This is a genomic window from Streptomyces violaceorubidus (genome assembly GCF_000717995.1).
In the GTDB taxonomy this organism is placed as follows: domain Bacteria; phylum Actinomycetota; class Actinomycetes; order Streptomycetales; family Streptomycetaceae; genus Streptomyces; species Streptomyces violaceorubidus.
Map to the genome: position 1 here is coordinate 18158 of NZ_JODM01000020.1, position 16766 is coordinate 34923.

General features: G+C 72.1%; 12 protein-coding genes. 9 read left to right on the forward strand and 3 right to left on the reverse strand.

Annotated elements, in window-relative coordinates:
- Positions 1–96: 96 nt before the first annotated feature.
- From glgA to IE94_RS0122095, 6 genes are all read left to right on the forward strand, one after another.
- A complete protein-coding gene (glgA, locus tag IE94_RS0122070) occupies positions 97–1272 on the forward strand; it encodes a glycogen synthase (protein ID WP_030186963.1) in 1176 nt (391 codons plus the stop codon).
- Between the two features lie 47 nt (positions 1273–1319).
- The gene (gene glgC / locus IE94_RS0122075) at positions 1320–2540 is read left to right on the forward strand and encodes a glucose-1-phosphate adenylyltransferase (RefSeq protein ID WP_030186965.1); all 1221 of its coding nucleotides are present in this window, start codon (positions 1320–1322) and stop codon (positions 2538–2540) included.
- Between the two features lie 249 nt (positions 2541–2789).
- Positions 2790–5405 carry a glycoside hydrolase family 2 gene (locus tag IE94_RS0122080; protein ID WP_030186966.1) on the forward strand — a complete coding sequence of 872 codons (2616 nt, stop codon included), beginning with the start codon at positions 2790–2792 and terminating at the stop codon, positions 5403–5405.
- A gap of 58 nt (positions 5406–5463) precedes the next feature.
- The gene (locus IE94_RS0122085) at positions 5464–7782 is read left to right on the forward strand and encodes a GH92 family glycosyl hydrolase (protein WP_030186967.1); all 2319 of its coding nucleotides are present in this window, start codon (positions 5464–5466) and stop codon (positions 7780–7782) included.
- A 188-nt stretch (positions 7783–7970) separates the two neighbouring features.
- Positions 7971–9311 (forward strand): WS/DGAT/MGAT family O-acyltransferase, encoded by a 1341-nt coding sequence (locus IE94_RS0122090; protein WP_030186968.1) that lies wholly within the window; start codon positions 7971–7973, stop codon positions 9309–9311.
- A 102-nt stretch (positions 9312–9413) separates the two neighbouring features.
- Positions 9414–10961, forward strand: a complete 1548-nt coding sequence (locus tag IE94_RS0122095; protein WP_030186970.1) for an SDR family NAD(P)-dependent oxidoreductase — start codon at positions 9414–9416, stop codon at positions 10959–10961.
- A 49-nt stretch (positions 10962–11010) separates the two neighbouring features.
- Here IE94_RS0122095 and IE94_RS0122100 read toward each other — a convergent pair whose 3' ends face one another.
- Positions 11011–11454 (reverse strand): hypothetical protein, encoded by a 444-nt coding sequence (locus IE94_RS0122100; RefSeq protein WP_030186972.1) that lies wholly within the window; start codon positions 11452–11454, stop codon positions 11011–11013.
- 476 nt (positions 11455–11930) lie between these two features.
- Here IE94_RS0122100 and IE94_RS39390 point away from each other — a divergent pair, with 476 nt between their 5' ends.
- Positions 11931–12107, forward strand: coding sequence for a hypothetical protein (locus tag IE94_RS39390; protein ID WP_037923249.1), 177 nt, complete (start codon positions 11931–11933; stop codon positions 12105–12107).
- 54 nt (positions 12108–12161) lie between these two features.
- On the forward strand, positions 12162–12644 hold the full coding sequence (locus IE94_RS0122110; RefSeq protein WP_030186974.1) for a GNAT family N-acetyltransferase: 483 nt from the start codon (positions 12162–12164) through the stop codon (positions 12642–12644).
- Positions 12645–12651: 7 nt separating this feature from the next.
- Here IE94_RS0122110 and IE94_RS0122115 read toward each other — a convergent pair whose 3' ends face one another.
- Together IE94_RS0122115 and IE94_RS0122120 are read right to left on the reverse strand one after the other, a co-directional pair.
- The gene (locus IE94_RS0122115) at positions 12652–13995 is read right to left on the reverse strand and encodes an amidase (RefSeq protein WP_030186975.1); all 1344 of its coding nucleotides are present in this window, start codon (positions 13993–13995) and stop codon (positions 12652–12654) included.
- Between the two features lie 179 nt (positions 13996–14174).
- Complete coding sequence (locus IE94_RS0122120) at positions 14175–15224, reverse strand: LacI family DNA-binding transcriptional regulator (protein WP_030186976.1); 1050 nt, start codon at positions 15222–15224, stop codon at positions 14175–14177.
- A 247-nt stretch (positions 15225–15471) separates the two neighbouring features.
- On the opposite strand from IE94_RS0122120, the gene IE94_RS0122125 reads away from it, so the two are divergent.
- On the forward strand, positions 15472–16764 hold the full coding sequence (locus IE94_RS0122125; RefSeq protein WP_030186977.1) for an ABC transporter substrate-binding protein: 1293 nt from the start codon (positions 15472–15474) through the stop codon (positions 16762–16764).
- The last annotated feature ends 2 nt before the right edge of the window (positions 16765–16766 follow it).

Sequence of the window (16766 nt, forward strand, 5' to 3'; positions counted from 1 at the left end):
CGCGTCCGCCGGAAAGCACCCGCCCCCCGCGCTCTTCCCCAGGCGCCCGCTCTGGGTGACCATGAGGGAACCAGCCGCCGAGACAGGAGGTTCCGGGTGCGCGTGGGACTGCTGAGCCGTGAGTTCCCGCCGGACGTGTACGGCGGCGCCGGAGTCCACGTCGAGTTCCTCGCCCGGGAGCTCGCCCGCCTCGTCGACCTGGACGTGCACAGCTGGGGGGAGGGCCGCAGCGACGGCGTACTGCGCCACCGCCCGTGGTCCGCGCTCGACGGTGCCAACGACGCGTTGCGCACCTTCTCGGTGGACCTCGCCATGACCGCCGCCCTCGAAGGGCGCGAACTGGTGCACTCCCACACATGGTACGCCAACCTCGGCGGCCACCTGGCCAAGCTCCTGTACGGCGTCCCGCACGTGATGACCGCCCATTCCCTGGAGCCCCTGCGCCCCTGGAAGGCCGAGCAGCTCGGCGGCGGTTACACCCTGTCCGGCTGGGCCGAGCGCACCGCGATCGAGGCGGCCGACGCGGTGATCGCCGTCTCCGGCGCGATGCGCGAGGACATCCTCGGCTGCTACCCGGCCCTCGACCCCGCCGCGGTCCACGTCGTGCACAACGGCATCGACACCAGGCTCTACCGGCCCGACCACGGCACCGACGCGCTGGACCGGATCGGCCTGGACCGCTCCCGCCCCTACGTCCTGTTCGTCGGCCGCATCACCCGCCAGAAGGGCGTGCCCCACCTGTTGCGCGCGGTACGGGACATCGACCCGGCCGCGCAGGTCGTGCTGTGCGCGGGCGCCCCGGACACCCCCGGGATCGACCAGGAGTTCCGCTCCCTCTTCGCCGAACTGAGCCGCGCCCGCGAGGGCGTGCACTGGATCCCGCGCATGCTGCCGCGCCCGGAGGTCATCCAGCTCCTGACCCACGCCGCCGTCTTCGTCTGCCCTTCCGTCTACGAGCCCCTCGGCATCGTCAACCTGGAGGCGATGGCCTGTGCCACCCCCGTGGTGGCCTCCCGGGTGGGCGGGATCCCCGAGGTCGTGGCCGACGGCGAAACGGGGGTACTCGTCACCAAGGGAAGCGACGGGGACGCGGAGGCGGACGACGACTTCGAGAGGGGTCTCGCGCGGGCGCTGGACGCCGTCCTCGGTGATCCGGCGGGCGCCCGCCGGATGGGCGAGGCGGGCCGGGCGCGCGCGGTGGAGGAGTTCGGCTGGGACGCCGTCGCGCGCCGCACGGTCCGGCTGTACGAGGAGATCCTCAAGCAGGCTTGAGCCGCCCCGCCCCGGGGCGGCCGAGGACGAGGGTGAGGGGAGCGGCCATGCGTCGTGGAGGTCCTTCGGTGCTCGGCATCGTACTGGCGGGCGGAGAGGGCAAACGCCTGATGCCCCTGACCGCGGACCGCGCCAAACCCGCGGTCACCTTCGGCGGCACCTACCGGCTGGTCGACTTCGTCCTGTCCAACCTGGTCAACGGGGACATCCTGCGGATCTGCGTCCTCACGCAGTACAAGTCGCACTCCCTGGACCGGCACATCACCACCACCTGGCGGATGTCCAGCCTGCTCGGCAACTACGTCACACCGGTCCCCGCCCAGCAGCGCCTCGGCCCGCGCTGGTTCCTCGGCAGCGCCGACGCGATCCTGCAGTCCCTGAACCTGGTGCACGACGAACAGCCCGAGTACGTCGCGGTGTTCGGCGCCGACCACGTGTACCGGATGGACCCGCGCCAGATTCTCGCCCAGCACATCGAGTCCGGCGCGGGTGTCACCGTGGCCGGGATACGGGTCCCGCGCGCCGAGTCGCCGTCCTTCGGCGTGATCACCCCGGGCTCGGACGGGCAGACCGTCACCGGCTTCCTGGAGAAGCCGGCCGACCCGCCCGGGCTCGCCGACGACCCGGGGTGCGTCTTCGCCTCGATGGGCAACTACGTCTTCACCACCAAGGCCCTCGTCGAGGCCCTGCATCGGGACGCCGAGGACGAGAACTCCGTGCACGACATGGGCGGTTCGATACTGCCCCAGCTCACCGACCGGGGCGAGGCCGCGCTGTACGACTTCAGCGCCAACCACGTCCCCGGGGAGACCTCCCGGGACCAGGGCTACTGGCGGGACGTGGGCACGCTGGACGCCTACTACGACGCCCACATGGACCTGATCGCCGAGCGGCCCGCCTTCAACCTCTACAACCGGGACTGGCCGGTGTACACCCACTCGACCCAGCTCTCGCCCGCCCGTTTCAACGCCGGCGGCATCGCCGGCGAGTCGATCATCAGCGCGGGGTGCCTGATCCGGGGCCAGGTCACCCGGTCCGTGCTCTCCCCGGGCGTGGTGGTCGACCCGGGTGCGGTCGTGCAGGGCTCGGTGCTGCACGACAACGTGCACATCGGCCGGGGAGCGGTGGTGCGCGGGGCGGTGCTGGACAAGAACGTCCAGGTGCCGCCGGGTGCGACGATCGGCGTCAACCCGCAGCGGGACGGCGAGTTGTACACCGTCTCCAAGGGCGGTGTGATCGCGCTGGGCAAGGGGCAGCGGGTGCCGTGACGGACGGGTGATCGAACGGGCGATCGGACGGACGATCGGAAGGGTGGTCGGAAGGGCGATCGGACGGTCGTCGCAGGGACGTCGGCTCCGGGCACGCGTGATACGCGCGTTGAGCCCGGGGCCGTTGTCATGTCCCTGGACGCCAGACGCAATCCGTGTTGTCATGCCTCTGCACCGCTGCTGTTACATCGATGTATGACATCGATGTCCTGAGCCATCAGCCACCACCCGTTCTCGAGGAGAGGGTCAGTGCGCACCAAACGACTCAGAGACAGACTCGCCCTGTTGCTGGCCGCCGCGCTCGGCGTGGCGGGACTCGCCGCCGTCCCGGCCGCCAACGCGGCCGACGACTCCGCCGCGGAGGTCCACGGCCTGAAGGGCGAGTACTACACCCAGTCCGCCCCCGGCGCCTTCGACTTCCACGAGCTCAAGGCCACCGGCTTCGACCCGCAGGTCGACTTCGACACCCTGGAGCCGCGACTCGCCTTCGCCACCGGGCAGGCGGACGACGTGAGTGTCCGCTGGACCGGCAAGCTCGTCCCGGAGAAGACCGGCGCCCACACCTTCTCGATCATCGGCGACAACGGCTTCCGCCTCTGGATCGGCGGACAGCTCGCCATCGACCACTGGGTCGACGACTGGGACCGCGAACAGACCGCCCAACCGATCGAGCTGACGGCCGGTCAGTCCTACGACGTCAAGCTGGAGTACTTCGAGCACTACGGCGGCTCCAACCTCCACCTGCGCTGGACCGAGCCCGGCGGCAGCAAGGAGGCGATCCCGCAGTCGGCGTTCCGCCTGCCCGACGGCTTCGACTACAACGGCGCCACGGCGACCACCGTCCAGTCCACCGGCCGCACCCTCAAGCTCGACTTCGCGAGCCCGCTCGCCGCGCCCCCGGCCGGTCTCACCGACCACCTCGAAGCGGTGATCGGCGGCGCCACCTGGCCGCTCGGCGAGACGAAGCCGGACCCCGCCGACCCCAGCGCCCTGCTCGTCGCCCTCGACCAGCCCGTCGTCGGCAACAAGAACGGCGACGCGCCCGGCACCGCCGATGTCCGCTACGACGGCGAAGGCGGCCTCACCGATACCGAAGGCAACGTTGTCAACGCCTTCTGGAGCAGCGGCGGCAACAAGTCCACCTACGAGCTGCGCACCGACTGGGCCGACGAGGTCGGGCCGGACAACGCCCTGCCGGAGTACCCGCGCCCGCAGCTCGCCCGCGAGGACTGGCAGAACCTCGACGGCCGCTGGCAGTTCGCCGCCGCCGAGGCGGGGGAGCAGCCGCCGGTCGACAAGAACCTCAAGGAGCGCGTCCTCGTCCCGTACCCGGTGGAGTCCCAGCTCTCCGGCATCCAGCGGCACGAGGACCGCATGTGGTACCGCCGCACCTTCACCGTGCCCCGCGACTGGCACATCGGCTCCGCCCAGCGGCTGAGGCTGAACTTCGGCGCCGTCGACTGGCAGTCCGAGGTGTACGTCAACGGCACCAAGGTCGCCGACCACAAGGGCGGTTACGACAAGTTCAGCGCGGACGTCACCGACGCCCTCAAGCCCGGCCGCACCCAGGAGCTGATCGTCGGCGTCTACGACCCGACGGACGCGGCGAACGGCGAGAACCCGCCGCTCGGCAAGCAGCGCCTGGATCCGAGCGGCATCTGGTACACGCCCAGCTCCGGCATCTGGCAGACCGTCTGGATGGAACCGGTCGCCCGGGACCACGTGGACTCCCTCAAGCTCACCCCGCACGTCGACGGCGCGGAGAGCACCCTGACCGTCGAGCCGAAGGGCGTGCGCGACGGCGTACGCGTCGAGGCCACGGCGTACGCCGGGCACCGCGAGGTCGCCACGGTGAGTGGCCGCACCGGTGAGCCGCTGATCCTCAGGATCCGCGAGCCGCGCCTGTGGTCGCCCGACGACCCGTTCCTGTACGACCTGAAGGTCACGGTGGGACACGATCGGGTCGACAGCTACTTCGGGATGCGCTCCATCTCCGTCGACAAGGTGAACGGCGTCCCGCGCACCCTGCTCAACGGGAAGCCGACCTTCCTGATGGCCACCCTCGACCAGGGCTTCTGGCCGGACGGACTGCACACGGCGCCGACCGACGAGGCCCTCGCGTACGACCTCAGGCTGCACAAGCAGCTCGGCTTCAACTCGGTGCGCAAGCACATCAAGGTCGAGCCCGACCGCTGGTTCTACTGGGCCGACCGGCTGGGCCTGATGGTGTGGCAGGACATGCCCGCGATGACCGCCGGGAAGAACCCGTCCACCGCAGCCCGCGCCGAGTACGAGCGGGAGATGAAGGAGATGATCGACGAACACGTCAGCCACCCGTCGATCATCATGTGGGTCACCTTCAACGAGGGCTGGGGCCAGTACGACATCGGCCGCGTCGCCGAGCAGGCCAAGGCCTGGGACCCGACCCGGCTCGTCAACAACCAGTCGGGCCTGAACCTCGGGGCCGACGGCGGCGCCGGCGACATCATGGACGAGCACGGCTACCCGAGCCCCGCCCTGCCGCCCTCCCCGGACGGCGAACGGGCCCTGGTCTCCGGCGAGTACGGCGGCCTCGGCCTCGCGGTGCCCGGTCACGCCTGGTCCGTGCAGCAGTCGTACGTCGACGTCGACCCGCAGACGTACACGGACGACTACCTCACCAAGCTCGACGAGGTGCGCGCCCTGGTCTGCCGGGGCGGCAACGGCGCCGTCTACACCCAGATATCGGACGTCGAGGGCGAGCTGAACGGCCTGACGACCTACGACCGCAAGGTGCTCAAGCCGGACGTCGCGCGGGTGAAGGCGGCCCACGAGGCCCTCATCCGCGACGCGTCCCGGCCCGCCCCAGCGGGCTGCACCGCCTGATCACCCGCATCCGAAGAAGAACCGCACGACGGAGCAGACCTTCCGGAGGTCACCGCACATGAGAGGCACCCGGCGTCTGCGGCTGTGCGTGGCCGGGGTGGTGGCAGCGTCCGCGCTGCTCACCGCCCCGGCGGCGCAGGCCGCCCCGACGGCCGACCAGAACCTGACCGACCTGGTGAACCCCTTCATCGGGACCGAGAACGAGGGCAACACCTATCCCGGCGCCGCCGTGCCCTTCGGCATGGTGCAGTTCTCGCCGGACACCGGCCACAACACCGGCTACGACCACTCCGACACCCGCGTCCGCGGATTCTCCCTGGTCCACCTCTCGGGTGTCGGCTGCGGTCTCGGCGGCGACCTGCCGGTGCTGCCGACCACCGGGGACGTCACCGAGACGGACTACGCGAAGTACGCCGCCTCCTTCAGCCACGAGGACGAGGAGGCGAGCCCCGGCTACTACCGGGTCGGCCTCGACTCCGGCGTCGAGGCGGAGCTGACCGCCACCGAGCGCACCGGGGTGCAGCGCTACACCTTCCCGGCCACCGACAAGGCCAACGTCCTGCTCAACGCCGGACAGTCGCTGCACAAGAACATCTCCACCAAGGTCGAGGTGCTCGACAGCCGCACCGTGCGCACCGCGCTCACCGGCAGCGGCTTCTGCCAGGACACGAAGCCCTACACCGTCTACACGATCACCCGCTTCGACCGCCCCTTCGCCTCCTACGGCACCTGGGACGGCGGCACGGTGACCGCGGGCGCGAAGACCGGCGGCGACGGCGCCTACGTCCGGTTCGACACCACCAAGGACCGCACCGTCGAGGCGACGACCGCCCTGTCCTACGTGGACGCGCACGGCGCCGCGCTCAACCTGCGCGCCGAGGGCGGCCACTCCTTCGACGCCGTGCGCCGCGGTGCCGAGCGCACCTGGGAGCAGCGGCTGGACGACGTCAGGGTCCGGGGCGGCGACGACACCCTGCGCCGCACCTTCTACTCGTCCCTGTACCGGTCCTTCCTCGCGCCCAACGTCGGCAGCGACGTCGACGGCCGCTACACCGGCTGGGACCAGGAGATCCACCGCGCCAAGGGCTTCACGTACTACCAGAACTGGTCCCTGTGGGACACCTACCGCACCCAGTCCCAGCTCCTCGCGCTCCTCGCGCCCCGCGAGGCCCGCGACATGGCGATCTCCGTCATCAAGATCGACGAGCAGAGCGGCTGGCTGCCCAAGTGGGGCTACGGCACCGTCGAGACCAACATCATGACGGGCGACCCGGTGACCCCCTTCCTCACCAACGCCTACCAGCAGGGCCTGCTGCACGGCTGGGAGGAGCGGGCCTACCGGGCGCTGAAGAAGAACGCCGACGGCGTCCCGCCCGCCGACTCGCCCGCCGTCGGCCGGGAGGCCAACCGCGAGTATCTCGCCGACGGCTTCGCCCCGTACGTCAAGGGCCGCCCGCACGCCAAGCCCGGCGACTCCGACTACGACCACGGCGCCTCCGCGACCCTGGAGTACGCCCTGTCCGACGCCATGCTCTCCCGCATGGCCCGTGACCTCGGCCACGACGCCGACGCGCGGCGGTACGCCGAGCGCGCCCAGAGCTACCGGAACGTCTTCGACCCCTCGACCGGCTTCTTCCGCGCCCGCGACGCCGAGGGCGCCTTCACCGGTCCGGCCGACCCGGCGCAGAGCGAGGGCTTCCACGAGGGCACGTCCTGGCAGTACCAGTGGCTGGTGCCGCAGGACCTGCCCGGCATGATCGACCTCATCGGCGGGACCGAGGCGGCGAACGCGCGGCTCGACTCCTTCTTCGCCTACGACCGGCTCCTCGCCGACCCGGCGAAGACCGCCCGCGAGGTGTGGGTGAACGGGCCGTACGACTACTACAACGCCGACAAGTACAACCCGCAGAACGAGCCCGACCTCATCGACCCGTACACCTACCTGTCGACCGGGCAGCCCTGGAAGACGACCGACGTGGTGCACGCGGCACTCACCCTGTTCACGGACACGCCGACCGGCATGACCGGAAACGACGACCTCGGGACCATGTCGGCCTGGAACGTGCTGTCCTCGATCGGGATCTTCCCGATCCAGCCCGGCTACGACACCTGGGGCCTGTCCACCCCGGTCTTCGAACGAGTCGACCTCACCCTGGACCGCCGCTACTACCCGCGCGGCGCTCTGACGGTCACCGCGCCCGGCGCCTCGGACACCGACCGGTACGTCCAGTCGGCCCGCACCGACGGCTCGCCCTACGCCCGTACCTGGCTGACCACCGACGTCCTGCGCTCCGTCCGGTCGCTGGCGTTCACGGTCGGCCCGCAGCCGTCCGGGTGGGGAACCTCGGCAGAGGCGGTGCCGCCGCCCCTGACGTGAGGTGAGGATGGGCGCAGACGCCCCATGAGCCACAGCAGTCCCGCCCCTGGCGACAGGGGCGGGACTTTAATCCACTGTTAACTGTGCGTAGCCTGATCGTACTTGACCGTAATCGTCGGAGAGCGATTGACTGCTTGTCCACCCGTCGTCCATCCGCCGCCCCTGCGTCGTCCTTGCGAGGCAAGCCCTTGACTGCCGATCCGCTCGCTCCCCTCGACCTGGCGTTCTGGAACATCGAGTCCGCCGAGCACCCCATGCACCTGGGCGCACTCGGCGTCTTCGAGGCCGACTCGCCCGCCGCCGGCGCCCACGCGGCGGACCTGCTCGCGGCCCGCGCCCCCGCTGTGCCCGGACTGCGGATGAGGATCCGGGACACCTGGCAGCCGCCGCTGGCCCTGCGCCGGCCGTTCGCGTTCGGCGGCGCGAGGCGCGAGCCCGACCCCCGCTTCGACCCGCTCGACCACGTGCGGCTGCACGCCCCGGCCACCGACTTCCACGCCCGGGCCGGACACCTCATGGAACGGCCCCTGGAGCGCGGACGGCCGCCGTGGGAGGCGCATGTGCTGCCGGGCGCGGACGGCGGATCCTTCGCCGTGCTGTTCAAGTTCCACCACGCCCTCGCCGACGGGCTGCGCGCCCTGACCCTGGCCGCCGGGGTGCTCGACCCGATGGACCTGCCGGCCCCCCGCTCCCGCCCCGAGCAGCCGCCGCGCGGACTCCTGCCGGATGTGCGCGCCCTGCCCGACCGGCTGCGCGGCGCCCTGTCCGACGCGGGGCGCGCCCTGGACATCGGGGCCGCCGCGGCGCTGTCCACCCTCGACGTCCGCTCCTCGCCCGCCCTCACCGCCGAGTCCTCCGGCACCCGCCGGACCGCGGGCGTCGCCGTCGACCTCGACGACGTGCACCACGTCCGCAAGACCACCGGCGGCACCGTCAACGACGTACTGATCGCGGTCGTCGCGGGCGCCCTGCGCCGCTGGCTGGACGAGCGCGGCGACGGCAGCGAGGGCGTCGCGCCCCGGGCCCTGATCCCCGTCTCCAAGCGCCGCCCGCGCACCGCCCACCCCCAGGGCAACCGGCTCTCCGGGTACCTGATGCGGCTTCCGGTCGGCGACCCCGACCCGCTCTCCCGCCTCGGCGCGGTCCGCGCCGCCATGGACCGCAACAAGGACGCCGGGCCCGGCCGGGGAGCCGGAGCCGTCGCCCTGCTCGCCGACCACGTGCCGGCGCTCGGCCACCGGCTCGGCGGGCCGCTGGTCTCGGGGGCCGCGCGGCTCTGGTTCGACATCCTGGTCACCAGCGTGCCCCTGCCCAGCCTCGGGCTGCGGCTCGGCGGCCACCCGCTCACCGAGGTCTATCCGCTGGCGCCGCTGGCCCGCGGGCACGCCCTGGCGGTGGCCGTCTCGACCTACCGCGGACAGGTCCACTACGGCCTGGTCGCCGACGCGAAGGCGGTGCCGGACCTCGACCGGTTCGCCCGGGCGATCGACGAGGAGGTGGAGACGTTGCTCACGGCGTGCCGTCCCTGACCCCCGCGGGTTTGGATCCGCGCCGCGCGCTGAATAAAATCCGCTGTTCGACAGCGGTCGCCTCCCGGAGCGCCGCACGGTGACCAGGGAACGGCAGCGGCGATGACGGTGACACAGGACGGCTCGGCGACCAGGGGCGAGGCGCCCGCGGCCCAGGCGCCCGCGCGGGAGGCGGCCGCGGAAGCGGCGAGCGCCCCCGCCTACGGCCCCGGCATCGACCCGGAGCGGCTCGCCGTCTGCCTGAGCGTGCTGGAGGAACTCGACGGACTCGAGGTCGACCACCCGGACGCCATCCGGGTCCGCCGGGCCACCTCGCACATCTACCGCATGGTCAAGCAGCGCCGCCGCCAGGAGCGCCGCGCCGCCAAGACCGCCCACGACAGGGCGGTCACCGAGGCCACCGCCACCGGGTCCGCCGAGCGCATCGACGACGAGACCGAGGGCCTGCTGCCCTCCTCGCGCACCGAGCAGGGCACGATCGCGGGGATACTCCAGCGCCCCCGCTCCTGCTACATCTGCAAGCAGCGCTACGTCGAGGTCGACTACTTCTACCACCAGCTCTGCCAGGACTGCGCCGCCGAGAACCGGGCCCGCCGGGACGCCCGCGCCGACCTGACCGGCAAGCGCGCGCTGCTCACCGGCGGCCGGGCCAAGATCGGCATGTACATCGCGCTGCGCCTGCTGCGCGACGGCGCGCACACCACCATCACCACCCGCTTCCCCAAGGACGCCATCCGCCGCTTCAAGGCGATGGACGACTCCGCCGACTGGCTGCACCGCCTGGAGGTCGTCGGCATCGACCTGCGCGACCCCGCCCAGGCCGTGGCCCTCGCCGAGCAGGTCACCGAGCAGGGCCCGCTCGACATCCTGATCAACAACGCCACCCAGACCGTGCGGCGGCTGCCGTCCGCCTACGCCGCGCTGGTCGAGGGCGAGGGCGCCCCGCTGCCCGCCGGGGAACTGCCCGCCCACCACGTCATCGGTGCCTTCAACTCCGGTGCGGTGGACGGTCTGGCCGCGCTGCCGCTGGGTGCCTCGGGGCTCGACGCGCAGAAGGTGGCCGACCTCGCCCTGGTCGCCGGCAACGCCAGTGTGGTGCGGCACCGCGAGGGCACCGCCATCGACGCGGGCGGGCTGGTCCCGGACGTCGTCGACTCCAACACCTGGGTCCAGACCATCGAGCAGATCTCGCCGGTGGAGCTGCTGGAGACCCAGCTGTGCAACTACACCTCGCCGTTCATCCTCATCAGCGCGCTGCGCGCGTCGATGGCCGAGGCCGCGCGCAAGGCGCCCGCGGGACGCGCCTACGTCGTCAACGTCTCGGCGATGGAGGGCGTTTTCGCCCGCGGCTACAAGGGTGCGGGACACCCCAACACCAACGCGGCCAAGGCCGCCATGAACATGGTGACCCGGACCAGTGCCCAGGAGATGTTCGACACCGACCGGATCCTGATGACCTCCGTCGACACCGGCTGGATCACCGACGAGCGTCCGCACTTCGACAAGCTGCGCCTGGCCGAGGAGGGCTTCCACGCCCCGCTCGACCTGATCGACGGCGCCGCCCGCGTCTACGACCCGGTCGTGCGCGGCGAGGCGGGCGAGGACCTGTACGGCGTCTTTCTGAAGGACTACGCGCCCGGCAAGTGGTGACGGGGTCCTCCGGGCGGCCGGGGCCACTCCGTCCGCGGCGGACGGCGCCTCAGTCGACCGCGCCCAGCCGCGAGTTCCGTGCCGCGGTCAGTTCCAGTACCGTGCGCCAGTCCTCCAGGACCCCGGCGTCGAAGTCGGCGGTGCGGGCCTCGTCGTCCGCCTGGCGCAGGCTGGCCAGGTCGTCGTCGTGGGCCCAGGCCCCGGGGTGGGCCTGACGGCGCACCAGGCGGGCGACGCGGGCCCCGAGCAGCGGCCGTACCGCGTCGGCGGTCCTGGCGGCCGGATCGCCGGGCCACAGCAGCCGGCCCACCGGCGACACCAGCCCCGCGACCTGGAGCTCCTTGTCGGCGGGGCGGCGCCGGCGCAGCAGCGCGGCCGTGCGCAGCGCGTGCCCGTGCGGATCCCCGGGCCCGCCACCCGGCCCGGCGGGGGGCCGCTCGCCCCGGCAGGCGTACAGCAGATCCATCAGCTCCTCGACGCTGCGCAGTTCCATGCCTCGGTCCTCCCACGAGACAGCTGTTGCCGACGAGCAGCAGACCATGGCGAGCTTGCGGTGCGGCCAACGGCAACTTAACTGCGCGACCCGGCGAAGTCGGCATGCGAAGGTACGGACGCCTATGTAGGCCGAACGGGTGAGTTGTGCGCGGTGCAGAAGCGGAGGAACCGGGGCAGACTCGGGCCAACTGCTCGTGGGGCGAAGGGCAATGGTTCTCCCATCTTTTGAGCCCCATAGAGCGCACCCCCGCTCATTTGGTTAATCTGGTCCGGACGGACGGCAGCACAGGGCCCTACCCACACCCAAGGTCCGTCATGGGACGAGCCGGTTCACAACGGTTTGCCTCCGCACGAGTTACCGGCGCCACCGCGTCCGAACTGCATTCGACACACACCCCGGGCGGGCGCCGGGTGCCGGACAGGAGACCGGCGCCGACAGGCCCCGAGGGTGACCCGACACATAAGGAGTGCGCGGTGACACCGGAAACGACGACGACCCCAGAACAACGCACCCAGGAACGCACCGGGCGCGCCGGTCGCAGGCCCGGGGAGATCGGCAGCCTGGACGTGTGGGCGCGCTCCGCCCCCATCCGTCTCGCGGGCTACGAGGAGGACCTCGCCGAGCCGCACATCCTGCCGAGCGTGGACTGACCCGCCCACGCCCGTCCAGGCCGCCGAGCGCATGGGCGTGGCACACTCACGCCCATGCTGATCAGGGAAGCCACGGCCGGCGACTGGCCGCACATCTGGCCCTTCTGGCACCGCATCGTCGCCGCCGGCGAGACCTACGCCTGGGACCCGGACACCTCCGAGGAGGACGCCCGGGCTCTGTGGATGAACCCCGCCAAGCGCGTCTATGTCGCCGAGGACGACACCGGCACCGTCGTCGCCTCGGCCTACGTCACCCCCAACTACGGCGGTCCCGCCGCCCGCATCGCCAACGCCGGCTTCATGGTCGACCCCGGCCGGGCCGGACGCGGCACCGGACGGGCCCTGGCCGAGTACGTCCTGGACGCGGCCAGGGCGGACGGATACCGGGGCATGGTCTTCAACGCCGTCGTGGAGACCAATCCCGCCGTGCGGCTGTGGACCTCGCTCGGCTTCACGATCCTGGGCACGGTGCCGGACGCCTTCGACCACCCCCGGCACGGGCGGGTCGGCCTGCACATCATGCACCGCGCCCTGTAGGACCCGCTCAGTCCAGCGGCGCCGTCCGCCGCCAGGGCCGCAGTGCCTCGATCCGTTCCGCCAGCTCCAGCAGCGCCGCCTCCGACCCCGGGCGTCCCACCAGCTGTACGGCGCAGGGCGCGCCCGAGTCCAGCGTGCCGAACGGCACCGACATCGCGGGCCAGCCGGTCAGGTTCCACGGCGGCGTGAACGGCGAGTACGCCGAGTTCGCCACCACGTTGCGCAGCCAGCCCCGTTCGTGCCAGGGCCCCGCCGCGGGGGAGCGGCGGGCCAGCGCCGGAGTGAGCAGGACGTCGTACTCGGCGAAGAACGGCTCCAGCCGCCCGCGCAGCCGCTCCCGGTCCGCGCCTGCCGCGACCCGGCCGGCGAAGCGCCGCCCGAGGGACGCGTGCACCCGGGTGCGCCGGGTCAGCAGCCGCCGGTCCAGGTCCCGCGCGTCCACCGACGTACCCGCCGTCCAGTGGGTCAGGGCGGTCACGCCCAGCGACGCCGGATAGGGCGGGTCCGCCCGCCGCACCTGGTGCCCCGCCCTCATCAGGACCCCGGCCGCCTCGCGTACGGCCCGTGCGTACGGCGGGGCGACGGGGACGCCGGCCAGCGGGCTGCGCAGCGAGGCGGCGACGCGGAGGGCGCCGGAGTCCTCGCGGTCCGGCAGCGGCCGGTCGGCGAGGACCGAGAGCATCAGCCGGGCGTCCGCGACCGTCGTGGCCAGCGGGCCGTTCTCGGACATGCCGAACCAGTCGCCCTCGCCGATGCCGGCCGGCACGACGCCGCGGCCCGGCTTGAGGGTGACCAGACCGCAGTTGGCCGCGGGGATGCGCAGCGAGCCCATGCCGTCGTTGCCGAGCGCGAGCGGCACCATCCCGGCGGCGACCGCGGCGGCGCTGCCGCCCGACGAACCGCCCGCCGAGCGGGCCGGGTCCCAGGGGTTGCGGGCCGTGCCGAGCACCCCTTCGGTGGTGCCGAACACGCACAGCTCCGGCACGTTGGTCAGCCCCACCACCACCGCGCCGGCCGCCCGCAGCCGGGCCACGGTGACATGGTCGGCGTCCGCGGGCGTGTGCGGAGTGGCGGCCGAGCCGACGCGCGTGGACTCCCCGCGCACCGCGAGATTGTCCTTGACCGCCACCGGCACCCCGGCCAGCGGCAGTTCGCCCAGGTCTCCCCGGGCACCCACCTCCTCCGCCTCGGCGAGCGCGGCCTCGGCCCGCACCGCGCGGAAGGCACCGACGCGGCCGTCGAGCCGCTCGACGCGGGCCAGGTGCTCCGCCACCACCTCGCGCGGCGTGGCCCGCTTCTCCCGTACGGCGGCGGCGATCTCGACGGCGGTCCGGCCGGGCCAGTCGGTCACGGAGGGCTCCTAGGGGTGCGGGAAGGGGGCGCGGGCGGTGCTACTGGCGAGTACGCACGCAGGACAGCACTCTGCCCGTCCCGGGCGCGCACGTCGAGAGCGCGGACGGCCTTGGGTGACCGGAGGCCAACCGGCCCTCGCGTGACCGGAGGCCGGGCGGGCGCCCTGGGGGTGGGACGTCAGACCGGCGGTCGCACCGCCGCCGTGCTGTCCCGCTCGATCAGCCGCGGCACCGGCACCCGCACCGTCCGGGCCGGGCCGCCGTCGAGCAGGGCGGTCAGCTCCGTCGCCGCCGTGCGGCCGAACTCCACGCTGTCCCGGGACAGGGCGGACAGCCAGGGCTTGACCATGCGGCACAGCGCCGAGTCCTCCCAGGCCACCACGGACACGTCCGCCGGCACCGAGAAGCCGAGTTCGGCCGCCGCGGCGACCCCGGCGACCGCCATCACGTCGTTGTCGTAGATCAGGGCGGTCGGGGGAGCGGGCGCCTCCAGCACCCGGCGGGTGACGGCCGCGCCCTCGGCGTCCGAGTAGTCGGTGGTCACCGACTCGACCTCGTCGAGACCGCGCCGCCCGGCCTCCGCGCGCAGGGCCCGGATGCGGCGCTCGGTGTGGGCGAGGTCCGGCAGCCCGGCGATGTGCACGATCCTCCGGTGCCCGAGCGCGTGCAGCCCGTCCACCAGCGCGGCCATCGCACCCGCGTCGTCCGCCCATACCGTCGAGAGCCCCGGATGGCGCTCGTCCGGCACCCCGCCGATCACCACGCCCGGCAGACCGAGTTCGTCGAGCAGGCGCGGGCGCGGATCGTCGATGCGCGGGTCCACCACGAGGACGCCGTCCACCCGGTGTTCGGCCCACCAGCGCCGGTACACCCCGCACTCGTCCGCCACGTCCTGCGCCACCTGGAAGAGCAGCCCGAGGTGCCGCTCCGCCAGCACCTCCTGGATGCCCGAGACCAGTTGCAGGAAGAAGGAGTCCACGCCGAGGGTGTGCGCGGGCCGCGCCAGCACGAAGCCGACCGTCGCCGCGCCCTCCCCGGACAGCGCGCGCGCCGCCGTACTGGGCCGCCAGCCGAGCTGCTCGGCCACCCGCCGCACCCGGTCCCGGGTGATCTCGGAGACCCCCGGCCGGTCGTTCAGCGCGAACGACACCGCGCTCTCGGAGACCCCGGCCCGGCGCGCGATGTCCTTCATCGTCGGCCGGCGCGCGGCGGGCCGCTTGGCCGGCATGCGCGCTCCTTTCCTCGGTGCGAGCGGTGGGCGGTGGGCGGTGCGAGCGGTAAGAGCTAAAGCGCTTGAGTGGCAGGATCCTAAAGCGCATTAGTAGATCCTGGCAAGTATCTACTCACACCGCTCTGACCTGGACTAATGCTGTACCCATCGCTTTAGTTGGCGTGAATCCATTGACTTTCCGAGGAATCGCCGTGCATGGTCGCTGGCACCCCACCGCCGCCGACTTCCAGGGAGACGTGTCACCGTGCCCACCTCGCGCAGAACCTTCGCCGTCGCAGCCGTAGCCGCCCTCGTCCTGCCGCTCAGCGCCTGCGGCTCGGGCGGTGACGGCGGTGGCTCGACCGACGCCTCCGGCAAGGTCGAGGGCGACATCACCTTCCAGACCTGGAACCTGCGGGCCAACTTCAAGGACTACTTCGAGGGCCTGATCGCCGACTTCGAGAAGAAGTACCCCGGCACCCACGTCAAGTGGGTCGACCAGCCCGGCGAGGGCTACGCCGACAAGATCAGCGCCGACGCCGCCGGCGGCACCCTGCCCGACGTCGTCAACGTCTCCCCGGACCTCGTCGCCCCGCTCGCCAAGGCGGGCCTCGCGCTCGACCTGGACAAGGCCGCCGGCCAGTACGAGAAGGAGTACCTGGACGGCGCCTGGGCCAGCCACCGGATACCGGGACTGGACGGCACGTACGCCTCCCCCTGGTACCTCAACACCGGCCCGCTCTTCTACAACAAGTCCCTCTTCGAGAAGGCCGGACTCGACCCCGAGCAGCCGCCGAAGACCTACGACGAGGTCTTCGACGCCGCCCTGAAGATCTCCGACAAGACCGGCGGCGAGGTCGCCACGCTCGCCAACGTGCCCACCATCGAGGACTTCGGCCGTTACGGCGCGTCGCTCATGAACAAGGAGGGCACCGCCTTCGCGTTCAACGACGCCAAGGGTGTCGAACTCCTCACCCGCTACAAGGAGCTGTACGACGCCAAGGCCCTCGACCCGCAGGCGCTGACGGCCACCCCGGAATCGACCGGGAAGAAGTTCCTCACCGGCGCGGTCGCCATGAACCCGGGCAGCGCGCTCGACCTCGCCAACTTCAAGAAGCAGGCGCCGAACCTGTACAAGAACATCGGGATCACCGACCAGATCACCAGCACCGGCCACGTCAACATGTACGTGATGGGCCTGATGGTGAACGCGCAGAGCCAGCACAAGCCCGCCGCGGTCGCCCTCGCGCACTACGTCACCGACGCGGCGCACCAGATGTCGTTCGCCAAGCAGGTCGCGATCTTCCCGAGCACCGCCGGTTCGCTGGACGACCCGTACTTCACCAAGGAGGACGGCACCGACGAGACCCGCGTCCGGATCGCCGCCGCCAAGTCGCTGAAGACGGCCGTCAACTACACGCCCGTGCTGTTCAGCGAGCAGATGAAGACCGAACTGCGCAACCAGGTCGCCAAGGCGCTCCAGGGCAAGCAGAGTCCCCGGGAAGCCCTCGACAACGCTGTCAAGGCGTGCGACCGGCTCCTTCAGCAGCAGGGCTGATA

Bases quoted from the DNA above. Each gene is read 5' to 3' on its own strand.
- glgC (WP_030186965.1), top strand. From the start codon at position 1,320: ATGCGTCGTGGAGGTCCTTCGGTGCTCGGCATCGTACTGGCGGGCGGA.
- IE94_RS0122100 (WP_030186972.1), bottom strand. From the start codon at position 11,454: ATGGAACTGCGCAGCGTCGAGGAGCTGATGGATCTGCTGTACGCCTGC.
- IE94_RS0122085 (WP_030186967.1), top strand. From the start codon at position 5,464: ATGAGAGGCACCCGGCGTCTGCGGCTGTGCGTGGCCGGGGTGGTGGCA.
- IE94_RS0122110 (WP_030186974.1), top strand. From the start codon at position 12,162: ATGCTGATCAGGGAAGCCACGGCCGGCGACTGGCCGCACATCTGGCCC.
- IE94_RS0122120 (WP_030186976.1), bottom strand. From the start codon at position 15,224: ATGCCGGCCAAGCGGCCCGCCGCGCGCCGGCCGACGATGAAGGACATC.
- IE94_RS0122095 (WP_030186970.1), top strand. From the start codon at position 9,414: ATGACGGTGACACAGGACGGCTCGGCGACCAGGGGCGAGGCGCCCGCG.